We start from the raw sequence: 15,053 nt of genomic DNA on the forward strand, positions 1-15,053 counted from the left end.
TCCCTTCCATTCTAGCTCATATTAATTATTGGGAAACTACTATATTTATCAATAATTGATTAGTGGCTCGTAAACATACGAGCCGAGACCGTTGTACGCAAGCTGAAAAAAGCATTATGAAAAATAAAATCTTAATACTTACTTTGACAATTCTATTTAGTTACCAATTTGGTTTTGGACAGGAAAATGAATCGATGGAATTTAATTCTGATGATTTGATTGGAGTTTGGTATCCAAAATATATTCGTGGTAAATCTGATTTGACTTTTGAAAAGAAGGTAACTACTGAACACAAGTACGGATTAAGTATTGAAATATTGAAAAACGGAGAGTTCCGAAATAGATATTCCGCACCTTGTGGAAATGACACAATGCTTCGGACTCATAATTATAGTGGGAAATGGAATCTGAATGAAAATGATTGGATAATAACCACTTCTGAACCAATTAATCGAAAAGGAACTGTTTATAAAATAGTGGAATTAATGTCTGACAAATTGGTTCTTGCGGAAATTAATGCAGAATAAAGCCAGCGTACAACAATGTATAACCGCAATTACGGCGGATTCGACTACGTCCGAATCCACTCGGAATTGCTAACGCCAGTTCTTAACCGAAAATTAGTAACTTTAAATCCGTAACTGACGGTTATACGAGACCGTTGAACACCATTATGAAAAACCTGCTTGCAAGCGTAATTACCCTTCTGATTTTTAATAATTCCTTTGCTCAAAAAAGTGAATCTGAATTATTGAAAAATTATGAATTCTATGTTGAGAAAAACATAGAAATGGGAAAATGGAGTACTAAATTTTATCTTATAAACGGACTTGTTTCAGTACGAGAAAATTATTGGAAAAATGAACTACGAAGTCGAACGGAATTTGAATACGACCGATATGGAAATGTAGAACGTGAAAAAAATACCTTTGACATTAACGAAGGACAGGTAAACAATATTTCAAACCTTAAATTGGAATATAATGGCTCATTGCTTGTAAGAAAGACAAACGATTTTGGAATGACCGAAAAATATTCTGACTTCAACGAATTGGGGAAACCCAAACTGATTGAAAGAATTGAGGAATCTGATTTCAAAGCTTGGCCTTATAAAGACCTGATGGAATATGATAAAAAAGGAAATATCATTAAATCAACAGAACTCAGTACTTACGAAGATTTGAACGGAAAAACTGTCAACGAAAAAGCTACAACATATTATAAATATGACGACCGAAATAATGTGATTGAAATTCACAGAGAATATGAACCAAAACAAGAATTTCCAATCCCAATCACAGGAGGACCATTTTTGTATGAGTTTGAGTATTTTAGATACAAATACAACAAGAATGGACTTTGGACTAAAAAGTTTAAAACAGTAAACGGAAAGGAATATCTCGTTGCTAAAAGAAAATATAAATAACGGTGTACAACAATGTATAACCGCAATTACGGCGGATTCGACTACGTCTGAATCCACTCGGAATTGCTAACGTCTGTGCTAAACCGAAAATTAACGCTTATTAACCCGTAACTGACGGTTATACGAGACCGATGATGTACAATTCACATAAAGGTGAACCCAAGTCGCTACATTGTCGCCAAAGGCTCCAATTCCCGCCCCTTGGGAACTGTACATCATCGCAGGGCCATGCCAGGTTGCATAATCCGTAGGATGAGAGAAACCAGGCCATATATCACCTTTAGGCGCCATCGAGGAAAACTGTACATATCAACAGCTATATGCAACCTGTCCACGTTAAAAACGTATTTGTAAATTTATCCCAACAAGTTGCGTAAATTTAAAATCCGCAACGTGGCTGCGCATAGCCCTGCGTTGCCAGCAATGCCAAAAAAAACTTACGGAAACAAAAATACTGACCAATATGACTAGAATTCGATTATTTTACCTTGCTATATTTCTATTTATTTTTTTAGGCTGTAAATCCGAAAAGAGTCCACCAGAATCACTAGCTATAAACCTAGATGATGTCGAATGGGGAGAAGCAGGTGACGGAAGTATAGCACCAGCTGGAACGCGAACAGCTTTGCAATCAACAAATCCGGACACTGGCGGAATTAGTTATTATGCGTGGTTTCCTGCAGGAGGATTTTTTGACGAGCATTGGCATACTCACGATGAATATGTTGTTTTGATTAGTGGAGAAGTAACAATCAAACTTGGAAAGGAGATTTATAACCTTAAACCTGGTGCCTTTATAGTAATTCCAGGTGGAATGCCTCACTATTGGGATATACCAGAGACAGGAGATGCCATTATTTTGGTAAAAAGAGATGGACCGCCTGATTTTCACTTTGTCGATAGATAATATGAACATTCATAATACGTCAGATATTTATACTTATCGAATTCGAATATTAAGCTGATTATTAAATAAAATTTTTGAAATAAAATAATGCTGTCGAAAATGAAAAGCACGTGCTTACAACAATGTATAACCGCAATTACGCGGATTCGACTACCCCTCGACTACGCTCGGGGCAGGCTAGAATCCACTCGGAATTGCTAAGGTCAGTGCCAAACCGAAAATTAACCCTTATTAACCCTTATTAACCCGTAACTGACGGTTATACGAGCCGATGTGTTGCATTCGCCGATGGCGAACTTTAATCTGCGCAGCTTCGCCGGCAATGCATCTTAAAGTAAATGCAACACATCTGAAGGGCTAAACCGAATTGCCATATAACCATCCCAAGGATCCTCGCCACCGACGGGCATCGAGTCCAAACGACAACACATCGCCAGCTAAAAACAATTCGGCCCTGCATATTTTACTCCCAATAGCGTGAAATCGACAAGATACGGCCATTCCATGGCCTTCTTGACGAACTATCGTACGGGACACGGTAACGGGCGAACGGACAAATTCCCGAACGATAGTTGCCCGATTTCACTATATTTCCGTAAAATTCGCAGAACTGCGTTTAGCCCTTCAGTTGTACACAATACAAAAAATGAAAATCGGAACTAAAATATTAATCCTTTTTTTGACTTTAAATTTGCTTTCCTGCAAAGGAATAGCCTGTAGCCATATTTCAGGACAAGACATTTGAGAAATGACAGATAAAGAGCATAAAATAGAAATAGATTTTTTAGACCACGTAGCAATTAGAGTTGCTGATATGGAAGCTTCTGCAGCATGGTATGAAAAAGTATTGGGCCTGAAACGATATAAATTACCTGAATGGGGAGACTTTCCAATCTTTTTACTTTCTGGAAAATCAGGAATTGCATTATTTCCTGCGAATATAACTGATACTAAACTTGAAGCAACTTCAAGAAATGTCAAAATTGACCATTTTGCATTTAATGTGACAAATGAAAATTTTGAAATAGCTAAAAAAAGATATGTCGAGTTGAATTTGGAATTTAATATCCAAGACCATCATTACTTTGATTCAATTTACACAAAAGATATAGATGGACATACGGTTGAATTAACCACAATTAAAGTGAATGAAGACGAATTTTATAAATAAAAAACTACCCACAACAATGGTAACCGTTGCACAAGCCCCTGACCGACCATGGAACAGTTCGATATAAGCCCTTTTACGGGGCTTTTTTCTTGTCGGATCAGAAGATGTAGTCCGATATTCGAGGCCCTATCGAAGGACCGAACAGGTATTGAAGGACGCTTTTGAACGTTGTTTCCAAAGCAAGTTTCCCCGCCCCGCTCTTGACATGTTTTTCGGTGAACTTCAGGTACTTCTTCAGGCCTGTACTGAGCATGTCGAAGTATTGTAGGCGATCGCCGAGAGGTGCATCACCTTGTTGGCCTGTTTTATCCCTATGGTATTTATCTTCCTTAGCCCCATGAACTGGGTCAGGGTGCCGAAAACGGGCTCTACCGTACTCTGGCGCTTGCCCTTCATGTAACGGCCCTGTGGGCTCTCCACCCTTGCAATGTTTCGTATTCCTCGCGATAATAGGTGACGCTGAACTTCTTCTCCTGGGCGCTTTTACCAAGACAGCGGCTTCTTATCGGGCAATCGGTACGGACATGCTTTCTTGCCCTATATTCCTTCTTTTCGTTCCCGTACGAAGCCTTCATATTTCAGGATAAGACAGTTTGCACAAAACAAAACTTTTACTTACTTTTGACGTTAGTAACGCAAAACAAAACTATGATTGTTTCATTTGGATCGAAAGAAACCGAAATGATTTGGAACGGTATACGAGTAAAAAAAATGCCGATAGAAATTCAGAGCGTTGGACGTCGGAAATTGAGAATGCTGAACAACTCACAAGATATTATGGACTTGAGAATTCCACCATCAAACCGACTTGAAAAACTGACTGGGAATTTAAAGGACTTTTACAGTATACGAATTAATAAACAATGGAGAATCATTTTCAAATGGAACAATGGAAACGCAAGTGAAGTAGAAATAACCGATTATCATTAAAAAAGAATAAAATGAAAAAGCTGGAAAATGTACACCCCGGAGAAGTTTTGAATTTTGAATTTCTTGAACCACTAGAAATTTCGGCTTACCGACTTTCAAAAGACCTGAAAATACCTCAAACAAGGATTTCGGAAATCATCAAAGGCAGACGCAGAATAACAGCAGACACAGCTCTTCGATTGAGTAAATATTTTGGAAACTCTGCAAAGTTTTGGCTCGGACTTCAAGACGATTATGATATTGAAGAGGAACGTGACGAAAAAAAAGCGGAATTGGACGAAATAAAAAAGTATGAAAATAAAAACGTTGCCTAACCCCCTGTAAGCGCAATAACGGCTGAATTTACCAATCTCAAATTCAACTCGTTTTGCTAAATCAGGTTCGTCAGCGGAAAGTACTCGCGCATTTTCCAGTTACTGACAGTTACACAAACACGATGGCGGTAATTTAACCCCTACCAAACTCCGACTTGAACATCTAGTAAATAAATAGAAATATGAACAAACCAATTTATCTTTTTGTTCTGACTTTAGGAATAATTTCTTGTAGTTCTGATGATGAAACTGAAATTAGCAATTCAGATTTGGTTGGAATATGGAATTGGACAGGAACTTCTGGGGGACTAATCTACTTTGAAGAAACACCTGAAACAACAGGAAAAACTATCCATCTGACTTTAAAGGACAATTACAGTTTCTCAATTTCCGAAAATGGAAATGAAATATCAAGCAGAACTTATGAGTTGACCTTGAAAAAATCTATTTATTCTGGAAAAATGGAAAAGTTTATACAATTTCCCGAAAATCAACAATATACTGGAATTGTGAATAGAGGAATTATTAAGACTTATGAGACTAACAAACTTGATATTTCCGACAATAATTATGACGGAATTGGAAGCGGATTTGTGAAAATTGAATAAAAAACTACACACAACAAAGAACTGTGGTATAAGCAATAACAGTTTAGGCGCAATTCTAAATTGTTTTTTGCGTTTGATTAAGTATTTGCGATCCAAAAGTGTAGAATTTTGAATTAAACCTTTTAGAAAGAAGTACGTCCTAATTCCAAACAAATAGTTAATGACCTACCAAAATAATTTCATTATAAAAAGCATATTGTTGTTAGTGACGTTCTTTACAATTATCGGCTGCAACAAATCTGATGATTCAGAAATTATTGATGAAAAAGATAATACAACATCTGAAACTGTCGACCTCACCAGCTTGCCGTTTGGAGGTGTAGGCGAAACAAAGGTTTTGATTCGAAATCAAGGTGACCCATTTCCAGATTATTTATCCCTATGGCTTTGCGGACTTCCATCTGACGGAGCGGGTGCAAATAACGCCAGCGATTGGACGAATCCTGATGGGACTTGGGATTATACCAGAAAACCGCAAGTTGAAGGAAATGTAACATGGAATCACGAATTCGACATCAGCTTAGATGGAAATGGCAATAGAATTATTACCGGAAACAATTTACCAGACCATCCTACCGGTATTTTTCCCATACAGCAAGGAACTGAAGCTTTTCAATATGATGGAAACCCGAACATAATCTCTGAACAGGTTGTAAATTATACATTGCCCGCGATGCCACAAATAGCAAGTGAGCCCAATTGTGTGTTCTTTGGACCAGCTGGATTCTCACTGACCGGAGCCGCTATTTATCACGGAGCTTCTACTTTAGGAACAGATGCCGCTGCACACGAAATGTTGGATAGGTTTGGCGGGCACACCGATGGTACTGAAAGATACCATTATCACTTTCCTTCTGAAGACCTTCAAGATCACATCCACGAACACGAATCAGGGCACGGGGCATTGATGGGTTATATGTTAGATGGTTTTGGAATTTATGGCCCCTACGGCGAGAATGGTGAAATTCTTACGTCGGCAGATTTAGACGAGTGCCACGGACATACACATCCAGTTCTTTGGGATGGACAAATGATAGATTTATACCATTATCATTGGACTTATGATTTTCCGTATAACATTGGTTGCTTTAAAGGAAATGCCCAATAAAACAACTAATACGATGAAAAACATCAAGTCAGTTTTATTAGTAATAGTTTTTGTCATTTTTTCTTGTTCGGAAAACACGGCTGAAATAGATAGCGAAGACTTGCCAGGCACAGAATTACCGAACATTCTCTTCATTATTGCCGATGATTTAGGTAAAGATGCCCTAAATGGCTTCTCAGAGGGCGGCATAAAACCGAATACACCAAACATAGATGCCATTAGAAATAATGGTATTTCTTTTAGCAATTTTTGGACAAACCCAACTTGTACACCGACCAGGGCTTCTATAATTACTGGAAAATATGGTTACCGTACTGGAGTAAAAGGTGTTGGCGATGAACTATCGATTACCGAAACCACATTGCAACAATACATTAACACTCAAACCAATAATGAATATGCATCTGCGATCGTAGGAAAATGGCATCTTTCAGGCAGCAATTCAACAATAAATCCAGAAACATTCGGCATTGATTATTATGCCGGACTTGTTCGCGGTGCAGTTGATGATTATTACCAATGGCAGTTAAACGAAAGTGGCAATACCAGTCAGAACACAGAGTACATTACAGAAGTATTTACAGACCTATCGATAAATTGGATTAATCAACAATCAAAACCTTGGTTTATGTGGTTGGCCTATACTGCGCCCCACACTCCTTTTCATATTCCGCCAAACAACATGCATGGCCAAGGAAATTTACCTACATATGCTAATGGATTAGACCCAATTCCATACTATATGGCAGCGATTGAAGCAATGGACTTTCAAATAGGAAGATTGCTGGACAATTTACCCGCAGATGAAAGAACTAATACGATCATTATTTTTATTGGAGATAATGGCACCCCTAATCAAGTTGCTCAAAGTCCTTATTCAAGTTCAACTGTAAAAGAAACCTTATATCAAGGAGGAATTAATGTCCCAATGTTTATTTCCGGTAATTTGGTTACACGAACGGGAATAGATGACAACCTAATAACAAGTACCGATTTATTTGCTACAATTGCCGAAATAGCAGGTAGTTCAACAAAAGAAATTCATGATAGTAAAAGTTTTAAATCATTGTTTACACGATCTGCAACCATTAGAGATTATCAATATTCTGAATTGGCTGACGGTTCAGATGATGAATGGACTATAAGTAATGGTACATATAAACTCATTGTCAATTCAGTTGGATTTGAAGAAATGTACAATTTAGTGAACGACCCTTATGAAAATAATAATTTATTAAACGGAAGTTTATCAACAATTGAACAAAATGCAAAATCTGAATTGGAACTTGAATTGACAAATATTCGAAATTAATATAACTGGCCACAACAAAGCGGGGTATAATTAGTTGTGGTCTGAATTTCCTTAATCACAATCCTTTGCAATTTGCTATCTTTCGGCTACGGCGGAAAGAACCCTTCGGATTTTCACGCAGCGAAACCATAGCCTACCGTTAGCAAACAAGACAAAAAAAACGATATGTACATAAAATATAATGAACTCGAATAATAAGATTTCAAAGATCGCGGGTACATTGATTATCCTTGGAATTATTTCAGGGATACTTAGCATAGTTTCTGCTGTAGAAAGTGATAATTTTCTTAACGAGGTTTACCCAAATAAAAATCGTGTTTTAACTGGCGGGATATTTCAGTTCCTACTAGTACCTATCTATATTGGATTTTCACTTGTACTTTATCCTGTTTTGAAGAAATACAACAAAACGTTATCTATTGGTTTTGTTGGATTCAGAATGATGGCGGGAGTGTTTCAGTTATTTGGAATTATATTGCTTCCAATATTTATTCTATTAAGTGAAAAATTTTTAGCCCAAAACAATACTGACATTATACTCTATGAAACAATAGGGGAAATGTTAAAACTCTTTCGAGACTTAACAAATCATCTGGGAGTCATATTAGCAACAGGATTAGGGAATTTATTATTGTACTATATCTTATTCAAGGGAAAACTTATTCCAGTATGGCTCTCAATATGGGGAATAATCGGAAACGCCTTAATAATGATGGCGAGTTTCTTATTGCTGTTCGAATTAATTGAGGTTGTCTCAACAGAATATGGAATAATTTCTATTCCACTTGTCCTACAAGAAGTAGTGTTGGCAATTTGGCTAATTGCAAAAGGCCTAAAACTGTCAACAACTCAAATTGTGTATAAGTAAAAAACGACATGAACGCAACGATACGATTAAACAGAAACCTTATCAATTTTGGAATTCCTCTTGTACTTTTGGGGACTCTAATTTTGCTAATGCAATCTTCATTTCTAAACGGGAATGATACTTTAAATTTCGCCATAACGGCTGACCTAATTTTGACCGTTCCACTGGTTTACTTTCTGTTAGTACGAAAAACTGAAATCCCGAATACCACGGTTATTCCCGTTATGATAATTGGGCTTTTAATTGGTTCATATTTTCTACCTCAAGAAAGTCAAGCATATTTGTCAATCGTCAAAACTTGTGCTTTGCCAGTAATTGAAATCTCAATATTGACTTTCGTAATAATTAAAGTCCGTACAGCCGTTAAAACCTACAAAGAACTAAAAAGTTCAACACCAGATTTTTATGATACATTAAAAAAGGTATGCAGCGAAATTCTTCCCAAAAAACTTGTCTTGCCATTTGCAACAGAAGTTGCCGTTTTCTACTATGGCTTTGTTAATTGGAAAACAAGAGAAATAAATGAAAATGAATTTACTTATCATAAAAACAGTGGAACACCAGCACTATTTGGCGGATTCATTATGATAATTGGAATTGAAACAGTTGCACTTCATTTCTTACTTGTTCGTTGGAGTATAGTTGCTGCTTGGATTTTAACGGCATTAAGTGTTTACGCTGCTATTCAAGTGTTCGGATTTACAAAATCGCTGACACAGAGACCTATATCCATAAGTCAAGACCGTTTAACTTTAAAATATGGTATTTTAAATGAAGTTGATATTCCCTTTTCAGATATTGACAAAGTAGAACTATCAAGAAAACCATTGAAAAAGAACGAGTTGACCAAAACACTTTCACCGCTTGGAGAACTTGAAGGTCATAATGTCATAATTCACTTGAAAAAAGAGCATGGTTTAGTTGGTCTTTATGGTATGAAAAAGAGATTTAATCTTCTTGGATTGCATATAGACGAACCAAAAGAATTTATTGAAAGAATGGAAAACGCCCTACAACGATATATTTGAAATCATAGCCGCCTATCGGCGGGCTACGTTCATACTAAATGATGTAAAACATGTATCAAAAACCTGAAAACAAGTAACGTTTTACATTGTCTATCGTCTTCCTAAAACAACCGAATAATAATCAAATGAAATATCGCTTTCTCATATTATTGCATATAATTGTTGTTTTTAGTTGCAAAAATGACCAAGTACAATCTGCAACAAAATCTATTGATGCCGTTCAAAAATCGATGGACAAAAATGCCGATTCCCTTCTTTTGGATTCACAGATAAACTCTGTTTCAATCGGAATTTATAAAGACGGAAAAAAATATACCGCCCACTATGGCGAACTTGATAAAGGAAAAGGAAATAAACCCACGGATAGTACAATTTATGAAATTGCATCAGTAAGCAAAACATTTACAGGTGTTTTGGTGGCCAACGCTGTTTTGGAAAACAGATTAACACTAGAAGATGACATACGAAAATACCTGAAAGAGGATTTCGAAAATTTTGAATATCAAAATAATCCTATAAAAATCAAACATTTATTGACACATACGAGTAGAATGTCAAAATTCTTACCCGAAAGCATCAATGCATTATTCAATAATTTTGATGAAGATTTGCCATTCAAAGTTTATGAAATCCAAAAAGATTACAATAAAATAGATTTCTTTCAAGATTTAAAAGAAATTCAATTGGATACTATTCCAGGAACTAAATATGAGTATTCAAATGTTGATACAGAGTTAATGGCAGAAATTCTTGAAAACGTATACGGCAGAACTTTTAATGAAATTGTCAAAAACTATTTCGAAAAAACTGCTGGCATGTACAACACCCAAATACACCTTTCAAAAGAGCAAGAAAAATATTTAGCAAATGGTTATGGGATGACAGGAAAGCTCGTTCCCCACGAGGCTTTTATTTACGGAGCAGATGGAGGCATAAAAACCACAATGCCCGATTTGATAAACTACATTGAGTTGCATTTGGATGCTGACAACAAAGTAATTACCGAAGCCCACAGAAATATTTTAGAGAATGGGAATAGGGAAATGGGGTATTATTTTCCTATTCGGAATAGTGAAGAATATGGAACTTATTACAGAATGCACGGAGGTGGTTTCGGTATGCAAAACTGGTTGTTTATTCTTCCAAAATACAACTTTGGAATTTCTGTGGTAACCAATCAGAGTGACTTGCATACGGCTGACAAACTAAATAAAGTTGCCAACAAATTAATTGAAGAACTGAAATAATAAACGTTTTACAACACCGGTAACCGTTGCGCAAGCTCTTGACCGACCACGAAACATGCAAATATGAGCCCTTTTGAGGCGCTTTTTTGTGGTTCGGTCAGAAAAGGAAGGTCAAATTTAGATGCGTCATGGATACTTGAAATAGGTTTTGAGCACACTTTTGGCCAAGGCCGCCAAAGCATTATATTCGGTCAATTCTGGCTATCATTTAACTTTCTTTTCCTTTATGGGCTTACCGCGCCACCACATAGCCAAAGAGGATCCGGTAATGTTCATCAAAGCGCCGAATACGATTGGCGCGAGGCCTACCGTTGCGGCTTTGCCCATCGCTTCCGCCAAACCCGAGGCGAGACCACCGTTCTGCATGCCCACTTCAAAGGCAATGGTACGGCAAGAGCGTTCATCAAGACCAAATAATCTACAGCCCCAATAGCCAAACATATACCCCGCCGAATTGTGCAGCAAAGCCACTAAAATTAGAATGGCTCCCATGGTCAAAAGATTGTCACGACCCAATGCCGCGGTAATAGCGATGATCAAAGCGATTCCTCCCATGGAGACCAAAGGCATGGCCTTGTCAAGCCACTCGGTTTTCCCATGAAAGAGTTTGTTGAAAATAAGGCCGGCCACAATGGGGATGATCGTAATCTTGGTAATGCTCCACATCATGCCCCAAACATCTATGTCAATGAGTTCGCCTCCAAAGGTTTTCATCAGTACAGGTGTCAAGAACGGGGCCAATAAAGTAGCCACCGTGGTCAAGGTTACCGAAAGTGCTAAATTGGCCTTCGCAATGTAGGCCATTACGTTGGATGCCAATCCACTTGGTGAAGAACCGATCAATATGACACCTGCAGCAATTTCAGGGGGAAATTTGAACAGAAATACTAAGGTTGCCCCCACAATGGGCATGATGGTAAATTGACAGATCAACCCGACAAATACCGCTTTGGGACTTCTGACGACCGCTGCAAAATCTTTTAGGCTCATCGCAGTACCCATTCCGAACATAATAATCTGTAAAAGGGGCACAATTAGTTTTTTTACCTCAAAACTTCCCCAATTGATGAACATATCAGGATAGTTCATTGCCAAGGCGGCAGAGGCAAAAATAAGTAGTGCATACGAAAAGCCTTTTATCTTTTCATGACCTCTGACCCCGATGGACAGCGCAAGAAAAAAGAAGACCAATAATGGGCCAAAAACGGTATACTGCCCCGTGAAATAAAAATAGGCGCACAAAGCGGCCAACAATAAGGCGGCCCAAAGAAAATATTTGTATAACGACTTCATAATAAGAAATTGATATTATTCAAAAAAGGCATTCCTTCCACGGCATTTTTTCATGGCTTATTCATTGATCTCGACTCCTACTCCCGGCTTGCCGGAAACGGTTATAAATCAGTTTTCGATCAGATGATCTTCAAAATACAACGATTTCTTTGAACTTTAGATTCTTATAGAAATAATTCTTCCGCTCCAAGATCACGAAGTTGGGCACTGCACAGCACACATGGGCCGAAGCCACGCAGCCCTGATTTCTGACCACCTTATGGGCAAGGGTTCATCTTGCAGGTTCGACTAGTTCTCCGCACGCGGTCCTTAACCATAAACACTTGCCTTCCGCAGGTCGCACAACACTATTTAACAGCCTAACTTCGATCATTTATATGCCCTATACAAAAATGGTGTTCATGGCCCGAAAAATAGGTATCGACGTTGAATCGGCAATCTATTTGAAGGTATCGTCATATTCGGTCGGTCTGGCCATTCAATAGCAACTATACTATGTATTGGGGCCGTTTGCCCGAATCACAAAAGTCATTACTGCCACTACGAAAAAAAATTCTTGACATGGTGTCAATTCAGCTTTTCCCTATCGTGTGTATGTCTACCCGCTCCGAAAATCGTTCCATGACCCAATTGGTTCGGGCAGCCGATTCTCCTGTGCTGGGGCACTTTCCAATACCACGGAGTTCATCGACAACACGCTGTACCAAATTGGATTGTATATGGGGAGAGATATCGAAATGAAAAACCTCATCCTTTTTACCGTCCACTTTCAATGTCACTGAATGATCACCGAAATATGGGAAGTAAACCTGCCCTTTACTACCTACTATTGTAGTCAATTCCCTATTCGAAGATTCCCCAGTATTAAAAGCCCAAATACCGGTACCCAGAATTCCATTTGCAAAGCGAAAATTACCGATAGTTATATCCTCAGCAGGATAGGCCCGCGATTGGTTCATCACATAGCCCGAAGCATGGACGATAGGCCCAAAAAAGAAGTCAAGGGCATCTAACTGGTGAGAGGCCAGGTCGTAAAAATAACCTCCCCCGGCCACTTCGGGCAGAATACGCCAATTGTCAGGGTCTTTACTGGCACCAACGATATCGGGGCGTAAAGGTTTATTGAGAACAATCTGAACGTAACGAACATCACCAATAATACCATCGTCAAGAATTTGCTTGATCTTCAAGAAATTGGGCAACGCCCGGCGATAGTAAGCAACGAAAAGGGGTACGCCGGCCCTTCTACAGGCATTCACCATGCTCATACACTCTGTATGTGTGCGGGCCATGGGTTTTTCAACGTAGACCGGTTTGCCCAGAGCCGCGGAGCGTAATGTATACTCTTCATGCGAATTGGGCGGAGTTGCAATATAAATGGCATTCACTTCGGGATCGGTCAGCAAAGCTTCGGCATTATCATACCATTTGGGCACGCCATGTCTTTCAGCAAAATCTTTGGCTTTCGCACCATCACGACGCATGACCGCCACCAGCTTTGAACCTTGGGCCTGCTGAAGGGCAGGTCCGCTCTTAACCTCACAAACATTACCAACTCCGATGATTCCCCATCGTACTTCTTCCAACGGTTTCATGAGGCAGCGTACACCTTTGAAAAAGATCCGATCCAAGCAGGGCGACCGGTCTTCGTTAATAACGGTTTAGAGTTAAGATTTCGGTTCGATGTCATAAGTATAGCTTTCATTCCATTTTGTTCAAGGTTGGCATCAAAGGCATTAAGATAGTACAAAATGAACAGAAAACTTTTTGCTACAATAATTTAATGCGTAAACACATACTTTTACTAACTCGAGAAGTTCGATCATAGAACTCGCGTGACTAGTGCCATATTTGTATTATGTCGAAACCAAAGGGAAAAGGCATACTTTGATCATTTAACTATGAACCAATCTTTAATCCTGTTAAGACTACTTTTTACATTATCTCTTTTTTTAAAACCTGCCGGGTTTATAGATATTCGGTCGAATAGCGGTGTGAAGAAAAATCGCCAGCAACAAGAAATTGTTAAAGAGGAAGCCTTTAAAGTGCTACAAATCAAGTGCAATTTCTGCCATGGTACCAAAAAAAGGACAGATGTATTTACACTCCAAAATATGGATTCATTGGCACCGGATATTTTCGATCAGGTTTTCGTAAAGAAACGAATGCCCAAAGGGAAGCAACCAAAACTAACGATGGGTGAGCAGAAAGCTCTTGAGCGATGGTTGACAACACTGATAAATACATCAGAATCCAATGATTGATGCATGAAAATGAGTATACCCGCCGTAAATGTTCCGATGAACACTTCGGCGGGGCACCAAGCTATTTGTTAGGATAGTTCCTAAAATTGTTCGATCAAATAATTGATAAGGTCCGTGGTGGTCACCATACCTACCAGTTCGTCATCATCGATAACCGGAATGGCATGGAACTCCTTTTTGGCCAGTATTTCGGCGACCTGTTTGATCGTCATGGTCGAAGATACGCTAACGAGTTTTTTGGCCATTACCTGCTCGATAGTGAACATATTGTACACTGTGGTCTCTACCGTTTCTTCGTCTTCATCGACCGCATCGGCAAAACTGATCCGCAAAAGATCGGTATAGCTAAGCATACCGATAACTTCTTTGCCGGAAACGACGGGAATATGCCTGATCTTGTGTCTTTTGAAAAGTAGTTCGGCGGTTTCAAGATTATCCGTTTTATTAAGGGTAATGACGTTTTTAGTCATTATCGTAGAAATTGGAGTTCTTTTTTTCATTTCGAAAGATTTTAAATTCATCTTAAAAATACTTTCGATACGCCACAGGTACTATGACATAAGTCATACCTGGAATC

At 38.5% G+C, this 15,053-nt stretch carries 19 protein-coding genes; 13 read left to right on the forward strand and 6 right to left on the reverse strand.

What is annotated here, in order from left to right; genetic code table 11:
- Nucleotides 1–116 precede the first annotated feature (116 nt).
- From ACEZ3G_RS16725 to ACEZ3G_RS16740, 4 genes are all read left to right on the forward strand, one after another.
- Nucleotides 117–527: a lipocalin family protein gene (locus tag ACEZ3G_RS16725; protein ID WP_432426673.1), complete on the forward strand. Its 411-nt coding sequence runs from the start codon at nucleotides 117–119 to the stop codon at nucleotides 525–527.
- 146 nt (nucleotides 528–673) lie between these two features.
- Complete coding sequence (locus tag ACEZ3G_RS16730) at nucleotides 674–1,426, forward strand: hypothetical protein (protein ID WP_432426674.1); 753 nt, start codon at nucleotides 674–676, stop codon at nucleotides 1,424–1,426.
- A 463-nt stretch (nucleotides 1,427–1,889) separates the two neighbouring features.
- Entirely contained in the window at nucleotides 1,890–2,333 is a 444-nt protein-coding gene (locus ACEZ3G_RS16735) for a cupin domain-containing protein (protein WP_432426675.1), read from the forward strand.
- Nucleotides 2,334–3,081: 748 nt separating this feature from the next.
- Nucleotides 3,082–3,504, forward strand: a complete 423-nt coding sequence (locus tag ACEZ3G_RS16740) for a VOC family protein (protein ID WP_432426676.1) — start codon at nucleotides 3,082–3,084, stop codon at nucleotides 3,502–3,504.
- Nucleotides 3,505–3,601: 97 nt separating this feature from the next.
- Here the strand turns inward: ACEZ3G_RS16740 and ACEZ3G_RS16745 are convergent, their stop codons facing one another.
- From ACEZ3G_RS16745 to ACEZ3G_RS16755, 3 genes are read right to left on the reverse strand one after another with little or no spacing between them, the layout of a single operon-like run.
- Nucleotides 3,602–3,757, reverse strand: coding sequence for a hypothetical protein (locus ACEZ3G_RS16745; protein ID WP_432426677.1), 156 nt, complete (start codon nucleotides 3,755–3,757; stop codon nucleotides 3,602–3,604).
- Entirely contained in the window at nucleotides 3,739–3,900 is a 162-nt protein-coding gene (locus tag ACEZ3G_RS16750) for a transposase (RefSeq protein ID WP_432426678.1), read from the reverse strand. Before ACEZ3G_RS16750 ends, ACEZ3G_RS16745 begins: the two co-directional genes overlap by 19 nt.
- Nucleotides 3,897–4,079, reverse strand: coding sequence for a hypothetical protein (locus tag ACEZ3G_RS16755; RefSeq protein ID WP_432426679.1), 183 nt, complete (start codon nucleotides 4,077–4,079; stop codon nucleotides 3,897–3,899). The genes ACEZ3G_RS16750 and ACEZ3G_RS16755 overlap by 4 nt, the downstream gene beginning before the upstream one ends.
- Before the next feature lie 73 nt (nucleotides 4,080–4,152).
- On the opposite strand from ACEZ3G_RS16755, the gene ACEZ3G_RS16760 reads away from it, so the two are divergent.
- The 8 genes from ACEZ3G_RS16760 to ACEZ3G_RS16795 all read left to right on the forward strand — a co-directional run bounded on the left by ACEZ3G_RS16760 (nucleotide 4,153) and on the right by ACEZ3G_RS16795 (nucleotide 10,919).
- Entirely contained in the window at nucleotides 4,153–4,434 is a 282-nt protein-coding gene (locus ACEZ3G_RS16760) for a type II toxin-antitoxin system RelE/ParE family toxin (RefSeq protein WP_432426680.1), read from the forward strand.
- An 11-nt stretch (nucleotides 4,435–4,445) separates the two neighbouring features.
- Nucleotides 4,446–4,748, forward strand: coding sequence for a HigA family addiction module antitoxin (locus ACEZ3G_RS16765; RefSeq protein ID WP_432426681.1), 303 nt, complete (start codon nucleotides 4,446–4,448; stop codon nucleotides 4,746–4,748).
- Nucleotides 4,749–4,930: 182 nt separating this feature from the next.
- Nucleotides 4,931–5,356, forward strand: a complete 426-nt coding sequence (locus ACEZ3G_RS16770) for a hypothetical protein (RefSeq protein ID WP_432426682.1) — start codon at nucleotides 4,931–4,933, stop codon at nucleotides 5,354–5,356.
- 160 nt (nucleotides 5,357–5,516) lie between these two features.
- Nucleotides 5,517–6,464 carry a YHYH protein gene (locus tag ACEZ3G_RS16775; RefSeq protein WP_432426683.1) on the forward strand — a complete coding sequence of 316 codons (948 nt, stop codon included), beginning with the start codon at nucleotides 5,517–5,519 and terminating at the stop codon, nucleotides 6,462–6,464.
- A gap of 13 nt (nucleotides 6,465–6,477) precedes the next feature.
- On the forward strand, nucleotides 6,478–7,776 hold the full coding sequence (locus ACEZ3G_RS16780; protein WP_432426684.1) for a sulfatase-like hydrolase/transferase: 1,299 nt from the start codon (nucleotides 6,478–6,480) through the stop codon (nucleotides 7,774–7,776).
- A 181-nt stretch (nucleotides 7,777–7,957) separates the two neighbouring features.
- Nucleotides 7,958–8,644 carry a DUF4386 domain-containing protein gene (locus ACEZ3G_RS16785; RefSeq protein WP_432426685.1) on the forward strand — a complete coding sequence of 229 codons (687 nt, stop codon included), beginning with the start codon at nucleotides 7,958–7,960 and terminating at the stop codon, nucleotides 8,642–8,644.
- Between the two features lie 8 nt (nucleotides 8,645–8,652).
- Nucleotides 8,653–9,672: a hypothetical protein gene (locus ACEZ3G_RS16790; protein WP_432426686.1), complete on the forward strand. Its 1,020-nt coding sequence runs from the start codon at nucleotides 8,653–8,655 to the stop codon at nucleotides 9,670–9,672.
- A gap of 125 nt (nucleotides 9,673–9,797) precedes the next feature.
- A complete protein-coding gene (locus ACEZ3G_RS16795; RefSeq protein ID WP_432426687.1) occupies nucleotides 9,798–10,919 on the forward strand; it encodes a serine hydrolase domain-containing protein in 1,122 nt (373 codons plus the stop codon).
- A 204-nt stretch (nucleotides 10,920–11,123) separates the two neighbouring features.
- Here ACEZ3G_RS16795 and ACEZ3G_RS16800 read toward each other — a convergent pair whose 3' ends face one another.
- Together ACEZ3G_RS16800 and ACEZ3G_RS16805 are read right to left on the reverse strand one after the other, a co-directional pair.
- Nucleotides 11,124–12,212, reverse strand: a complete 1,089-nt coding sequence (locus ACEZ3G_RS16800) for a bile acid:sodium symporter family protein (RefSeq protein WP_432426688.1) — start codon at nucleotides 12,210–12,212, stop codon at nucleotides 11,124–11,126.
- 572 nt (nucleotides 12,213–12,784) lie between these two features.
- Nucleotides 12,785–13,807 (reverse strand): Gfo/Idh/MocA family protein, encoded by a 1,023-nt coding sequence (locus ACEZ3G_RS16805; protein WP_432426689.1) that lies wholly within the window; start codon nucleotides 13,805–13,807, stop codon nucleotides 12,785–12,787.
- A 306-nt stretch (nucleotides 13,808–14,113) separates the two neighbouring features.
- Here ACEZ3G_RS16805 and ACEZ3G_RS16810 point away from each other — a divergent pair, with 306 nt between their 5' ends.
- Nucleotides 14,114–14,476, forward strand: a complete 363-nt coding sequence (locus ACEZ3G_RS16810) for a hypothetical protein (protein ID WP_432426690.1) — start codon at nucleotides 14,114–14,116, stop codon at nucleotides 14,474–14,476.
- Nucleotides 14,477–14,556: 80 nt separating this feature from the next.
- Here ACEZ3G_RS16810 and ACEZ3G_RS16815 read toward each other — a convergent pair whose 3' ends face one another.
- A complete protein-coding gene (locus ACEZ3G_RS16815; RefSeq protein WP_432426691.1) occupies nucleotides 14,557–14,976 on the reverse strand; it encodes a CBS domain-containing protein in 420 nt (139 codons plus the stop codon).
- Nucleotides 14,977–15,053: the final 77 nt, after the last annotated feature.

This window comes from Meishania litoralis (genome assembly GCF_042611095.1).
GTDB lineage: Bacteria > Bacteroidota > Bacteroidia > Flavobacteriales > Flavobacteriaceae > Meishania > Meishania litoralis.